10 protein-coding genes are annotated in these 13,443 nt (G+C 69.4%); 5 read left to right on the forward strand and 5 right to left on the reverse strand.

The genetic code is table 11. The features are described 5' to 3' along the window. Positions 1-56 precede the first annotated feature (56 nt). Both ACQPYK_RS41480 and ACQPYK_RS41485 read left to right on the forward strand, forming a co-directional pair. Entirely contained in the window at positions 57-1,223 is a 1,167-nt protein-coding gene (locus tag ACQPYK_RS41480; RefSeq protein WP_433244353.1) for a serine hydrolase domain-containing protein, read from the forward strand. 179 nt (positions 1,224-1,402) lie between these two features. Continuing rightward, a complete protein-coding gene (locus ACQPYK_RS41485) occupies positions 1,403-2,953 on the forward strand; it encodes a hypothetical protein (RefSeq protein WP_433244356.1) in 1,551 nt (516 codons plus the stop codon). A gap of 130 nt (positions 2,954-3,083) precedes the next feature. On the opposite strand, the gene ACQPYK_RS41490 is transcribed toward ACQPYK_RS41485, so the two are convergent. Continuing rightward, positions 3,084-4,655 (reverse strand): alkaline phosphatase PhoX, encoded by a 1,572-nt coding sequence (locus ACQPYK_RS41490; protein ID WP_433244359.1) that lies wholly within the window; start codon positions 4,653-4,655, stop codon positions 3,084-3,086. A 296-nt stretch (positions 4,656-4,951) separates the two neighbouring features. Here ACQPYK_RS41490 and ACQPYK_RS41495 point away from each other — a divergent pair, with 296 nt between their 5' ends. Next, positions 4,952-6,196, forward strand: coding sequence for an esterase-like activity of phytase family protein (locus ACQPYK_RS41495; RefSeq protein ID WP_433244362.1), 1,245 nt, complete (start codon positions 4,952-4,954; stop codon positions 6,194-6,196). Between the two features lie 527 nt (positions 6,197-6,723). Here ACQPYK_RS41495 and ACQPYK_RS41500 read toward each other — a convergent pair. Continuing rightward, complete coding sequence (locus ACQPYK_RS41500; RefSeq protein WP_433244365.1) at positions 6,724-7,662, reverse strand: hypothetical protein; 939 nt, start codon at positions 7,660-7,662, stop codon at positions 6,724-6,726. 353 nt (positions 7,663-8,015) lie between these two features. On the opposite strand from ACQPYK_RS41500, the gene ACQPYK_RS41505 reads away from it, so the two are divergent. Further along, on the forward strand, positions 8,016-9,755 hold the full coding sequence (locus tag ACQPYK_RS41505) for a chondroitinase-B domain-containing protein (RefSeq protein ID WP_433244368.1): 1,740 nt from the start codon (positions 8,016-8,018) through the stop codon (positions 9,753-9,755). Between the two features lie 103 nt (positions 9,756-9,858). Here the strand turns inward: ACQPYK_RS41505 and ACQPYK_RS41510 are convergent, their stop codons facing one another. Next, a complete protein-coding gene (locus ACQPYK_RS41510; RefSeq protein ID WP_433244371.1) occupies positions 9,859-10,392 on the reverse strand; it encodes a TetR/AcrR family transcriptional regulator in 534 nt (177 codons plus the stop codon). Between the two features lie 113 nt (positions 10,393-10,505). Between ACQPYK_RS41510 and ACQPYK_RS41515 the strand changes: the two genes are divergently transcribed. Further along, on the forward strand, positions 10,506-11,783 hold the full coding sequence (locus ACQPYK_RS41515; protein ID WP_433244374.1) for an FAD-dependent monooxygenase: 1,278 nt from the start codon (positions 10,506-10,508) through the stop codon (positions 11,781-11,783). A gap of 263 nt (positions 11,784-12,046) precedes the next feature. Here the strand turns inward: ACQPYK_RS41515 and ACQPYK_RS41520 are convergent, their stop codons facing one another. Continuing rightward, positions 12,047-12,844, reverse strand: a complete 798-nt coding sequence (locus ACQPYK_RS41520) for a class I SAM-dependent methyltransferase (protein ID WP_433244377.1) — start codon at positions 12,842-12,844, stop codon at positions 12,047-12,049. A gap of 218 nt (positions 12,845-13,062) precedes the next feature. Further along, positions 13,063-13,419: an aldo/keto reductase gene (locus ACQPYK_RS41525; protein ID WP_433244380.1), complete on the reverse strand. Its 357-nt coding sequence runs from the start codon at positions 13,417-13,419 to the stop codon at positions 13,063-13,065. Positions 13,420-13,443 lie beyond the last annotated feature (24 nt).

The raw sequence follows: 13,443 nt of genomic DNA on the forward strand, positions 1-13,443 counted from the left end.
TATCGTCCTTTCCAACGTCACCGGCACCATCCATCAATGACCGTCAGGAAGTGAAGATGTCGAACGAGATCGCTGTGCGCGGGACCGTCGCCCCGGGCTTCGAGAGCGTGCGGGAGGAGTTCGCCGCGGTGGTCGCCCAGGAGAGCGAGCCGGGCGCCCAGCTCGCGGCGTACCTGCACGGTAGGCGGGTGGTCGACCTGTGGGCCGGAGACGGGATCGCGGGCGATTCGCTGCACGGCCTCTACTCCTCCGGCAAGGGCGCGGCCCATCTGGTCGTCGCGCTGCTGGTGCAGGACGGCGTCCTCGACCTGGACCGTCCGGTCGCCCACTACTGGCCCGAGTTCGCCGCCGAGGGCAAGGGCGAGCTCACCCTGCGGGAGTTGCTGGCGCACCGCTCCGGAGTGATCGGGGTGGACGGTGGGTTCAGCACCCGGGAGCTGGCCGACGACCGCCTGATCGCCCGGCGGCTGGCGGGCCAGCGGCCGTACTGGCGGCCGGGCACCGCCTACGGCTACCACGCGTTCGTGATCGGCGCTCTCACCGGCGAGGTGGCCCGTCGGGTCACCGGACGGTCGATCCAGGAGCTCTATGAGGAGCGTGTCAGGGCCCCGTACGGCCTGGACTTCCATCTTGGACTGCCCGAAGCGCTCGAACCGCGCTACGTGGACGTCCAGCCGCTGCCGCCCGAGCAGCGCGCCGTGGCCGAGGCGCACGCCCCGGCCCCGGGCAGCCTGACCGCGATCGCCTTCAACCTCAACGCCACCCAGCCCACCGACCTGACGGAGTTCGCCAACACCCGCGCGGTTCGTGCCCTCGGCCCGGCCTCGTCGGGCAGTGTGGGGAACGCGCGCGGGCTGGCGGCGATGTACGCGGCGGCCATCAGCGAGGTGGACGGCAGGCCCCCGCTGCTCGGCCCCGGCACCCTCGCCGAGTTCACCACGCCCCACTCGCCGGGTGTCGACCTGATCACCGGCGAACGCGACCACTTCCTGCTCGGCTTCGAGGCCCAGGGCGTGCGCTATCCGTTCCTCGGCGCCGACGCCTTCGGGCACAGCGGCGCGGTCGGCGCCCAGTCGTTCGCCGATCCGCGCAGCGGTGTCGCCTACGGCTACACCCGCCGCCGCTTCTCCTTCGGCGGCGGAGGCGGGGCCCCGGAGAACCACCGCCTGGCGGCGGCGGTCCTGCGGGCGGCCACCGCCGGCGGGGACGTGCCAGGCCGGTGAGCCCGCCGGGTAGGTGAAGCACGGGCGCGCCGCGGTCGCGGGGGGCCGGTCCCTGGTCGGTGGCGGTGAAGGTGGCGTAGCCGACGATCGCCCTACGGATGCCCCGCCGCCGACGACAAGCGAAGACACATCCGTCACGCTGCGTGATCGACGATGAAGATCATGATTGGCTGGCGATCATGATCATGATATTGAGCAGGAGTTTCATCGCGGTCGGAATGGCGGTCGTGGTCGCCGGAGGGGCGACATGGGCGGGCGCGGAGGTCACCACCGACGGTGCCGCGCCGGATTCGGCCTCGCGGGTCGAGGCGTACCTCGACGGGATCCGCCAGGAACCGGGCCGTCTCCGGGAGTTCGTGTCCGGCCTGCCCAAGGGCGTCGACCTTCACACGCACCTGTCGGGTGCCGTGTCCACCGACTTCCTGCTCCGGTCCGCCGAACGCGACGGCCTGTGCGTCGACACCACGTCCTTCACCGCGTCGGCGCCTCCGTGCGGTGCCGGTCAGCGACCGGCTCGCGACGCGGTCACCGACACGCACTTCGCCGACGAGATCGTGCGAGCGTGGTCGATGCGGGGTTTCACCCCGGGCAGCGAATCGGGCCATGACCACTTCTTCGCGACGTTCGGCAAGTTCGGGGCCGCGACCTCCCACAAGGGAGAGATGCTGGCCGCGTTCGCCTCCCAGGCCGCCGCCCAGCACGAGTTCGCCCTGGAGGTCATGCTGTCCCGCCGGTCCGGAGCCGTCCAGGAGCTCGCCAGGAGGGTCGGACCCGACACCGACCTGGCGCGCCTGCGCGAGCGGCTGCTCGCCGACGGCGCGATGGCCGGGATCGTCAAGGCCGCGCGAGCGGACGCCGACGCGGACATCGCCCAGATGCGCGCCGTCCTCCGCTGCGGCCGTACGAACGCCGACCCCGGATGCGGGCTGCCGCTGCGTTTCCTCCTCCAGGTCACCCGCACCGCCGCACCGGAAGTCGTCTTCGCCCAGATGCTTCTGGGGTTCGAGCTGGCCGAGGCCGACAGGCGCTACGTCGGCGTCAACCTCGTCGCCCCGGAGGACGACCCGGTCGCGCTGCGCGACTACCGGGCGCACATGCGCATGCTCGACCACCTGCGCGGCCTCTACTCCGAGGCGCACATCACCCTGCACGCCGGTGAACTCGTTCCCGGTCTGGCCCCGGCCGCGGATCTGCGCTTCCACATCCGTGACGCCGTGGAGACCGGTCACGCCGAACGCATCGGGCACGGCGCCGACATCGGCGGCGAGGACGACGCGGACGGCCTGCTGGCCGAAATGGCCCGCGAACACGTCCTCGTCGAGATCGCCCTCACCAGCAACTGCCAGATTCTCCAGGTGTGCGGCGACCGCCACCCGTTCATGGCATACCGCAGGGCAGGCGTGCCCGTCGCCCTCGTCACCGACGACGCGGGCATCGAACACACCGACATGACCGACGAGTACATCCGGGCGATCAGGGATTACCGGCTGCGCTACACCGAGCTGAGGACCCTGGCCCGGACCGCGCTCGACCACGGCTTCCTGCAGGGCCGCAGCCTCTGGCGGGCACCCGACGACCACACGCCGGCGCCGGAGTGCGCGGACTCGCGGCTCGGCGGCACCGCCCCCGCCCCGGCCTGCCGCGCGCTCCTGAGGGCAAGCGCGAAGGCCCGCGCCGAGTGGAAGCAGGAGGCCGCGTTCGCCGCCTTCGAGGACCGCTACGACGGCTGACAATGCGGTGGCGGAAAAGGCGCGGCCCCTCCCGAACGCCCTGAACAAGCTCAAGGTCTGTCCGGGAGGGGCCCGTCTCCCCTCGCGCGGGCCGTACGGGACGGGCGGCGCCGGGAGAGCTATGCGGGTGTCAGCCCTTGTCGGTGTAGACCTGGCCCCACGATCCCACGTTCAGCTGCAGCAGCTGACCGCGCTCGCCGTACTCCTCCACCGTTCCCCGACCGGTTCCGGTGGGCAGGCCCTTCTTGGTGTGGACCTGGGCGCCGAACAGGAAGGAGTGTGGCACCCGCGGGTCGGGGATGATGCCGCTGGACTCCTCGTCCTGGGTCAGGAAGGAGGCGGGGTCGGCGGTCGGGGCGAACTGCTCGGGGTCGAACTGCGCGACCACGCCACGCGCGCCGTCGGCGATGCGGTAGGCCAGGATCCGCGCGACGTGCGCGCTGTTACCGGGGTCCTCCTGGATGAGGAGGTTGCCCTGCCGGTCGATCGTGATGTTGTCGGGCATGTTCAGGTACGGCGACTCGCCACCGTCGAGCAGCAGGGTGAGGGTGCCGCCCTGCTCGGGGTGCTCGATGTCGGCGAACCGCAGCCGCCACAGGCCGCCGCCGTCCCGGGAGACGCCGGGCTCGGCGGGGTTCGGGGTGGTGTTCCCGCCCGAGGTGGTCGTGAAGTAGAAGTCGTTCGGGTGGTTCGGGTCGAAGGCGCCGTCCTCGATCCGGGTGAGACTGAGGCCTGACTTCGCCGCCTCGGCGTTCTGCTGCTTGCCGTTCACGGTCGAGTCGATCTGGTTGAACCCGACCTCGACCGGCTCGCCCTTGCCGTACGCGGCGCGGAACTGCGTGTCGGTGGCGGCGGCGTGGCCGGCGATGTCGAGCACGTTCAACGTGCCGCCGGTCAGGCCGGCCTTCTCGACCGGAGAGCCCGTGGACTGCTTGCGCCCGGCGTAGATCCACAGCTGGCCGGAACCGTCGTCCTCCGTCCCGACGACGAGGGTCGTGTCACTCTTGTTGGCCGCGGCGAGAGTGTTCTCCCAGGAGTGCAGGCCCAGGCGCGGAAGCTGGGTGGCGACACCGTCGTCGGTGACGCCGAAGACACGGCCCTCGTCGCCGTTCTCCTCGTTGGCGAAGTAGATACGACCGTCGTAGCCGTTACCGGTCGACGTGTTGTCGAACAGGCCGGCCGGAGCGAGGTAGCCGGAGCAGAACCTGGCGAAGGGCGGGAGGTGCGTGCCGGTGGCCGCTCCCTGCGGTGCCACGGGGGCGTCCGCCCAGGTCCGCTGAGAGTAGTCCCAGTAGCGCGTGGAGGTGATCAGGTCGGATGCGCTCTTGACCTGTCCGGTCCGAGCGTCGATCTCCAGCTTCGCGACGAAGGAACCCTTCTGGCCGTGCGCGCGCACGATCCCCGAGGTCCCGCCCAGCTCGTGGTTCATATACAGGGTGAGGTCCCGGCCGCTGGCGTAGGCGCCCAGACCGTCGGGGACGCCCACCATCCGGCCGCCGTCGCCGGCGGGCTTGTCTCCGACGGTGAAGAGAGAGGTGACGCCGACGTTCTCGGCGACCGGCAGGACGTACGGAGCCACCGTTGTCGTAGGGCCGGTCGAGACGGGCGGCCGGGGGGCGGCGACGGCGACCCCCGATGCGGCCAGCGAGGCGATGACGGCCGCCGCACCGACAACAGTGGTGCGCAGAGCAGGAGACTGCACGAACTTCCTCCGGTTTTCGTATTTCATGGCCGTTTTTGAGGCCGATGTGACCCTAGGGACTCCGGAGGCGGCGTTCCTGAACCGCCGAGGGTGCACGGGTGAACACCCTCCGAACACACGCGTCGAGCCGTGCCCGGATGACGGCGGGCGAGGCCGGGTTCTCGCACCGGACACCACCGCATTTCGCCGACGCTACGGCTGGCCGCCATCTGATCCGCAACGGAAGTTAATGATCGACCGATTTGATCCAGCCGACATACACCGCATTAATGCTGATTCAACCCTTTGGGGGAAATATGCGATATCGTCCGCTCGCTCTCTTGGCCGCCGCGGCGATCGTGCTGGTCAGCGCGCCCGCGCTCGCCCAGGCCCAGACCCATTCCCCCTCCGGCGATCCCGCCGACGCGACCCTGCTGGCGCGCGCCACGCTCCCCGCCTACACGCTGGCCCCCGGCCCCGCCTCCGGGGCCTTCAGCGATCCCAACAACGGCATGACCCCGCCCTACCCCGGCCAGGTGGTGGAAGGCATCTCCTCCATGCTTCCCGCCGACAACGGCTCCTATTGGGCCATGCCGGACAACGGGTTCGGCACGAAGGGCAACTCGGTCGACTTCCTGCTGCGGCTGTATCACTTCACTCCGCGCTGGGAGACGGCACGCGGCGGCGCCGGAACCATCGACGTGGGCCGTTTCCTCTCGCTGCGGGACCCGGATCACAAGATCCCCTTCCCGATCGTCAACGAGAACACCGCGGACCGGCTGCTCACCGGCGGCGACTTCGACGTCGAAGCGGTGACCCGGGTGCCCGACGGGTCGATGTGGATCGGCGATGAGTTCGGCCCGTTCCTCCTGCACTTCGACCGCACCGGCAAGCTGCTGCAGGCACCGGTCGCCCACCCCACGCTCAAAACCCCGTCGAGCCCCTACCTGGCAGACGGCGAGACGCCGACCGTGCAGGGCAGCCGCGGCTACGAGGCCCTCGCCTCCTCCCCCGACGGGCGCTACCTCTACCCCGCCGTGGAAGGAGCCCTGCCGGGCTACGACAACCGGCTCCGGCGCCACATCCACGAGTTCGACACCCGCGCGAACCGCTACACCGGCCGCACCTGGCAGTACCGGACGGACGGCGAGGACTACCGCATCGCCGACATGCAGTCTCTCGACGCCAACCGGGCCGTCCTGATCGAGCGGGAGGACGACGAGGGCCCGGCCGCCACCTTCAAGCGCGTCTACCTCATCGACCGCCGCCACGTCGACGCCGACGGTTTCCTCGTCAAGACCGAGGTCGCCGACCTGCTGAACCTGCGCAACCCCGCCCTCATCGGCTCGCACGACCCGGCCGGAGGCTACGGCCTCGGCAACCCCTTCAAATTCCCCCTGCAGTCGGTGGAGGCACTGCTCCCCCTGCCGGGAAACCGGATCCTCATCATGCAGGACAACAACTTCCCGGACAGCACCGGCCGCGTCCCCGGCAAAACGGACGCCACTGAAATGATCATGATTGGCTTCGACAAGGCCAAGGACGGCGGCCCCCGCGACTGACTCCCGGCCCGGATGATCGGCCTCGGCCGTCGCCCATGACGGCGGGCGACCGAGACGCCTCTGTCCCCAAGACCACCGTGTACCGACGTGTCAGCCTGCCGGCCGGGGCAGGAGTGCTGGAAGTCGTCGACGAACTAAGCGGCTCCACCCTGTCCAGGATGCGCAACGAGGCCACACCGGACCGCACCGCTCATCTACTCGGCACGATCCTGTTTCCGATCGATGAACCACCGCGGCGTTGATCTCTCCGCATCCCGCCGACTCCACATGCCGACCAGCCGGATGGCCGGCATGTGGAACTCGGAGAGGTAACTTCCAACACCGGCCTCGACCGTCACGAGGATCTTCCGCCCGGGGGTCTCAGCCCGAGGTTGTGCCTCAGCGTGCGGCGTGCCGTATCCGCCGTGGACGGGCTTCGACGTCTTACCGCGATTCGCCGTGTGTCCGTGAGTCGTGCAATCGCGATCGTTCTCCCCGGTAGGCGCCCCGGGCACCGCGGGATGTCCGGAGTGCCCGTGACGCGCATGTCAGCAGATGACGAGCAGGCCCGTGATGGCGGAGCAGGTGGCCGAGGCCGTGTCGTCGGCCTGCCGGGGGTCGGCCGGGGCGCTGTCGAGGCGTGCGGCCGTGACGGTGAGGTGGTTGCTGATGGTGAGCAGCTGGGTGTGCAGGCCCAGGGACCTGGTCACGGAGCCGCCCACGGGAAGGGCTCCGAGATCGCAGGTGACGGTGCGGGCCACGGTGTCGGCGGTGCAGCCCGAGGCTGCCGGTCGGGCGAAGCCCGCCGGGTAGGTGAAGCGCAGGCGCGCCGCGGTCGCGGGGGCCGGTCCCTGGTTGGTGACGGTGGCGGTGAAGGTGGCGTAGACGACGCCCAGCCCCCTGGGGGAGGCCGCCAGCGAGACGGCGAGGTCGGCGGCGGGCGGGACGGCGTTGATCGTCAGGTCGCCGAGGTCGGTGGAGAGAGGGCCGTCGGCGAAGTTCTCGGTCAGGGTGGCGTGCAGGGGGACCTGGCCGGATGCCGTGTCCTTGAAAGGGAGGTAGATCACGGTGCGGTTCGTGTCGCCCGGGCCGAAGTCGCGCCAGTCGACGGTGACGGTGCGGCTCGCGGTGTCGCCGGTGACGGCCCGGGTGTGGCCCTCCACATCGGGCGACCACCACGACAGCCTGCCCAGGTCGAGGCTGCTGTCGGCCTCGGGGGCGAAGGTGATGGTCAGCGGAGCCGTGTCGATCCCGCGATCCGAGGTGCTGGTGTAGGCGAGGTCCAACAGGGCCTCGGCGCCCGGGGCGACGACTCTGGGCGCGGTGAGCGTGATGTGTCCGGGCTGCCCGATGGTGATCGTGGTGGCCTCTTCGGCGGCGGCGCGCTGCGGGACCGCCAGGCCCACTGCGGCCAGGACCACCAGCAGCAGACCTGACGCCATGGACGTTCGGCGCGCACGGCCCGGTGCGATGCCTGTCGGGAACATGCCTTCTCCTTCATGCGGCGAAGAACAACACCTGGGTGGTCGCCGTGCGAAGTGCTCCGCCGCCCCGGCCGGAACGGAGCCGACCGGACAGATGGAATCACTCCGTACAGGACGATACGCAGAGTGTGACGAATCTTCGTGAAACATGAGACGGTTCCGGCATATCTGCTGAGATCAGCAGATTTAACGTCAGCCCGAAAAAGGGATATCCGCATATAACAGCAGCCCGTTCCGCTGACCCCTAAGATCGCCTAAGCGCGAACCCTCCCCATCAAGCGACCTTGATTTGCGGGAGGGCAGGCCCTAGCCTGCGGGGTTCGTAAGGAAAGTTACCAAACTGCAGGGGTGCGATCATGCTTGGCCTATCGGTTCTGACGGCCGTCGTCACCGGGCTGCACTCCCTGACCGCCCCGGGAGTCGCGCTGCCCGTCCCGGACGTCGCGTCCGCCGCCTACGAAGCCGAGAACGCCACCCTGTCCCAGGCCGTGGTCGACGACAAACACGCGGGGTTCAGCGGCGCGGGCTTCGTGGACTACGTCAATGCCCCCGGCGGCTATGTGGAGTTCACCGTGACCGTCGCGGCCCCGGGCAACGCGGACCTGGTCGTCAGATACGCCAACGCGGCCCCGGCCGACCGGCCGCTGGACATCACGGTGAACGGTTCCGTGGTGGCGACCGGCAGCCCGTTCATCTCCACCGGGGCCTGGGACGACTGGCGTGAGGTGACGGTGAAGGCGCCGCTGAGAGCCGGAACCAACAAGGTGCGACTCACCGCCACGGCCGCGGCCGGCGGACCCAACCTCGACCGGCTCACCGTGAAGACGACCGAGTCGCCCATGGTCACCTCGGTGTCCGCGCTCAGGTCGGCGATCGAGGAGGCCACACCGGGCCAGCGCATCGTGGTCGCCGACGGCCGCTACTCCGTCGACGACGACATCCCGATCAAGCAGAAGACGGGGGTCACCATCACGGCGCAGACCGTCGGCGGCGTCACCTTCACCGGCACCGGCACCTTCGTCCTCGACCGCTCCTCCCGCGTTTCCATCGAGGGCTTCGTGTTCCGCCAGCGCGTCGGGCTCACCGTCCCCGCCGGATCCACCCACGTCAGAATCGCCCGCAACGTGTTCCGGCTGAACGAGTCCTCCACAGACAAGATCAACTGGCTGACCGTGGAGGGCGACGACGCGGAGATCGCCAACAACACCTTCATGAACAAGACGACCCACGGGGTGTTCCTCCAGGTCACCGGGGCCGGATCGACCATGGCGCAACGGGTCGCGATCCGCCGCAACCACTTCTACAACCACCAGTGGACCGACAACGGCGGCGAGTCGATCCGGCTCGGCTACGGCGACAAGGGACGGGTGCCCGCCCACGCCGTGGTGGAGTACAACCTCTTCGAGAAGGCCGAGGGCGACGACGAGGCGCTGTCGGTCAAGTCATCCAACAACGTCATCCGCGCCAACACCATCCTCGGCGGCAAGCGGGGCAGCCTGACCCTGCGCGCGGGCGACCGCACCACCGTGGAGGGCAACTTCCTCATCGGCGGCCCGATCGGCCTGCGGATCTACGGCGGGAGGCACACGATCGTCAACAACTACATCGCGGGTGCCGGCACCGACGGGATCGTCCTGGGCGCCGGATACGACGACAAGCACGACCGGGCCGCCGGAATCCGCCTGCTGTTCAACACCGTGGTCAACGCCGGTGGCCTGGCCGTACGAGTCCAGGGCGGCGCGAACCCGGCGAAGGACTGCACGATCGCCAACAACATCCTCGTCCGACCCGCCGCGGGCGCTCTGCTCCGGCTCGGCGGAGCCGAGCACACCACGGTGAACGGGAACATGCTGTGGGACACGGTGGCCGGATCGGACAAGCGTGACCCCCGGCTGGTCCAGGACACCGCCGGGACCTACCGCCTCGGCCCCGCGAGCCCGGCGATCGACGCCTCCAAGGGCAGCTACCCCGAGGTGAAGACGGACATGGACCAGCAGCCGCGTACGTCGATCCCGGACGTGGGCGCCGACGAACGCCACCCCGGCCCCGGAACCGGCCCGCTCACCCGCGCCGACGTCGGCCCGGCCGGCCACTGATCCCAGGCCCGCCGCATCAGAGGAAATCCGTGCGGGCTCAAGCCCCTGCCCACGTGGACCTGGCCCTACGGTCCCGTGTTCGGGTACGGCGACCGGCCGCGCTTCATGCTTCCCAGATGGCGAGGACGGTCAGCGCGGCCTCCACGGCGGCGGCCTTGACCTCGCCGAACGGAAGAGCGGCGTGTTCCACCACGCAGTCCGACATGCCGCCGAGCGCCACGGTCGCGTGGATGCGCGCGGCGGTGGAGGGGTCGGGGCCGAGCAGGAGCGTGGTCAGCCGCTTGCGCCAGGCCCACATCCGGTCCATCAGGTCGAGCTCGACCAAGGTGGCGGGCGCGTGCAGGATCACCATGATCACCTCTCGGTGCCGCCAGATGAGGTCGAAGTAGCCTTCGAGCAGCCGTCGCCTGTCTCCGGGCTCACGCTCGGCCACGAACGTCTCCAGCTCGTCCATGAGCGGCTGGATGATGCTTCTGACCAGGTCGTCCCTCGACTCGAAGTGGTAGTAGAGGGCCGGTTTGGTGATGCCGAGCCGATCGGAGATCTGCTTCAGGCTGGTGTTCTGCACGCCCTGCTCCAGGAAGAGCTCGCGTGCCACCGCCTGGATGCGTGTCTTGGTGTCCGAGGGCTTCGCCATGAACCAAGGGTAGCGCTTACCTATCGTTAAGTAAGTCATTGCGTTCGGCCGGGAATCATGCTTACCTATCGTTAAGTAAGCGATTTACCTTCCGTTAAGTAAGGAGATGGCGCATGCGGATCCTCATCTCCGGCGCCAGCGTCGCCGGCCCCGTTCTGGCCTACTGGCTCAACCACTACGGCTTCGCCGTCACCGTGGTAGAGCGGGCCCCGGCGCTGCGCAAGGCAGGCGGACACGCGATCGACCTGTTCCGCCCGGCCATGGACATCATCGACAAGATGGGCCTGGTCAAGCCGGTCCAGGCCAGGAAGACCGGCACCGAATGGCTCGCGTTCCGCGCGGAGAACAGCGACCGCCCGCACGAGCTGGAAATCGGCAGGCTGATGCGCATCGTGTCCGACCGGCACGTCGAGATCATGCGGGACGACCTGGGCGAGATCCTCCACAACGCCACCCGGCACGACGTGGAATACCTCTTCGGCGACTCCATCGCCGCCATGGCCGAGAGCGCCGACGGCGTCGCCGTCACCTTCGAGCGGGGCCCCGCCCGCAGGTTCGACCTGGTGATCGGGGCCGACGGAATGCACTCCAACGTCCGGCGTCTGGTCTTCGGCGCGGAGTCGCGCTTCTCCACCTGGATCGGGGCCTACCTGGCGGTCATGTCGATACCCAACTACCTGGGCCTGCGCGACCGCATGGACGGGATCACGGGCGTGAACAGAATGGTGGGCGTGTACGGCGGAGCGCACATGGACGACGCCCGCGCGGTCTTCATGTTCCGCCCCGCCGCCGAGCTCGACTACCACCACCGGGACGTCGACCGGCAGAAGGAACTGCTGCGCCGGCAGTTCGCCGGGCTGGGCTGGGAGGTGCCCCGCCTGCTGGGAGAGGAGCTGGAGCACGCCTCGACGTTCTACTTCGACTCGATCACCCAACTGCGCATGGACACCTGGTCCCGGGGCCGGGTGAGCCTGGTCGGCGACGCCGGCTACTGCCCGGGTCCCGCGGTCGGCGGCAGCACGAGCCTGGCCGTCGTGGGCGCCTATGTCCTGGCCGGCGAGCTGGCGGAGGCCCGCGGCGACCACACGCGCGCGTTCCCGGCCTACGAGCGGGAGATCGGCGACTACGTACGGCGCAGCCGCGCCTTCGCCATCGGCGCGGCCAAGCGGCTCATCCCCGGCACCCGTCTGGGCCTGTGGAGCCTGATCCAGGGGGTGCGGCTGATCAACCATGTACCCACACCGGCCGCCCGCGCCCTGGTCGGCCTCGGCGGCAGGGGCATACGACTGCACGACGAGATCACGCTGAAGGACTATCCGCGAGGCCCCGCCGTGAAGAAGGACCATCCGCGGGGGCCCGCCGCGAAGAGCGCCGCGACGCCTGATCTCTGACCTCTGACCTCTGACCTCTGACCTTCCGGACCGTTGACGGGGACTGACGAGCATCGGAACGAAAAGTCCCGTTAGACGGGCTCCGCAGGGCGGCTTACCGTGACTTTCGTTCCGAAGCGCCTCGGCGAGGTTTCCACTGGTCAGCCACGTCCACACGGGAAGAGAACAAGACCGGCATCCCCAAAACCTCCTTGCACCGCTATCTGCAGGGGTAGCCGTGCCGAAGCCGATGGTCCGCCGTCAGGGAAGCCGTCCTCGTGGCGTCACTCTTCGCGCTTCCAGGCGGTCAGTTGAAAGAGGCGAGCCGTGTGCATATACGGGTGGCGCGCGGTCACGACGAGTTCGAGGCGTTCAAGGTCGCCGTAGAACGCCGGGTCGTACTTGCGGGCGTCGTCGGTGATGTAATCGCAGACGCTGCGAATACCGTAGTGACGCACGTCCCGGCAGCCCAGGTCATCCAGATGCGAGGTGATCTCCTCGGCCGTGTGCAGCGTCAGCGCGGAGTCGAACATCTGGGTCCGGGCCTGGTCGGTGTCGAGCGCGGTCAGCGCGGCGGCGAGGTCCACCTCCCGGACGGCGATGTTCAACGGCGCCGAATACCTGTTGATCGCCATCACCGAGAACAGGCCGCCCATCCGCAGTGGAGTAAGGGCCGTGGCGAGCACGGGGCGGGCATCGTCCATGTACTGGAGGAGGTTGTGGCATAGCACCACGTCGAACTCTCCGGCGGCGAGGTCGGTGGGCAGTGCGTTCACATCGGCCCGGACACAGGTGATCCGCTCTGCCAGGCCGCCCGCATCAGCCCGCTCGGCCGCCGCTGCGAGCATCGCTGGTGCATAGTCGACAATCGTGACGTGGTGCCCGCGAGCGGCGAAGCGCAAGGCGTCGCCACCGTCCCCGCCCGCGAGGTCGAGCACGCGCAGTGGACCACCTGGCAGACCATCGAGATGGCGGACCAGGTTCGCCTCGGCGATCGCGTAGCGCAGGCGACCCCAGGGCGCGTCCTGCCACTCCTGCCAGGTAGACATTGCCATGTCGAACTTCTCGGGAAACTCAGGCATCCGGTCACGATAGCGGTCAGCTCAGAACCGCTCCGGATGCAGATAGCCGTGCCGAAACCGACTCCTCGCGTCCGGGCCCAGACCATGTCGGCTCGGCGATCAGCAGCACGCAAATGGTGAACGCACCCCGTACCGGCACTGTGGTCCGTACCGACGCCATCGACCGGCAGGGGTTCGTGGCAGCGGTGCGTCCATCCTGACGAGGGGCGGGCTGGGCGTCAGTGCGGGGCGACGAGTGCCGAGCCGAACACCCATGGGGAGGTCTGGGCAATGAAGTCCGCCGGGAATCCGAGCGCGAAGCCGGTGGCCTCCTCCAGGCGGGCGATGCTTTCCGGCGGCAGGGTGAGGTCGGCGGCGGCGAGGTTGTCGCGGAGCTGGTCGGCGTCGCGCGCCCCGACGATCGGGTGGACGATGCGCGAACGACTCATCGTCCAGGCGATGGCCACCTGCGCGGGCGTGGCGTCGAGCTCGTCGGCGACCTCCCGCACGACATGGGCGACCGCGTGGTCACGAGCCGAGAGCGACTCGGCGCTCAGCCGGGCGCCGGCCGGGGTCTTCGGGCAGTGCAGGTCCATCGGCCTTCACGAACTCCGCCTCCG

This window comes from Streptosporangium sp. CA-135522, from assembly GCF_050949235.1.
GTDB lineage: Bacteria > Actinomycetota > Actinomycetes > Streptosporangiales > Streptosporangiaceae > Streptosporangium.

Bases quoted from the DNA above. Each gene is read 5' to 3' on its own strand.
- ACQPYK_RS41480 (WP_433244353.1), top strand. From the start codon at position 57: ATGTCGAACGAGATCGCTGTGCGCGGGACCGTCGCCCCGGGCTTCGAG.
- ACQPYK_RS41485 (WP_433244356.1), top strand. From the start codon at position 1,403: ATGATCATGATATTGAGCAGGAGTTTCATCGCGGTCGGAATGGCGGTC.
- ACQPYK_RS41495 (WP_433244362.1), top strand. From the start codon at position 4,952: ATGCGATATCGTCCGCTCGCTCTCTTGGCCGCCGCGGCGATCGTGCTG.
- ACQPYK_RS41500 (WP_433244365.1), bottom strand. From the start codon at position 7,662: ATGTTCCCGACAGGCATCGCACCGGGCCGTGCGCGCCGAACGTCCATG.
- ACQPYK_RS41505 (WP_433244368.1), top strand. From the start codon at position 8,016: ATGCTTGGCCTATCGGTTCTGACGGCCGTCGTCACCGGGCTGCACTCC.
- ACQPYK_RS41510 (WP_433244371.1), bottom strand. From the start codon at position 10,392: ATGGCGAAGCCCTCGGACACCAAGACACGCATCCAGGCGGTGGCACGC.
- ACQPYK_RS41515 (WP_433244374.1), top strand. From the start codon at position 10,506: ATGCGGATCCTCATCTCCGGCGCCAGCGTCGCCGGCCCCGTTCTGGCC.
- ACQPYK_RS41520 (WP_433244377.1), bottom strand. From the start codon at position 12,844: ATGCCTGAGTTTCCCGAGAAGTTCGACATGGCAATGTCTACCTGGCAG.
- ACQPYK_RS41525 (WP_433244380.1), bottom strand. From the start codon at position 13,419: ATGGACCTGCACTGCCCGAAGACCCCGGCCGGCGCCCGGCTGAGCGCC.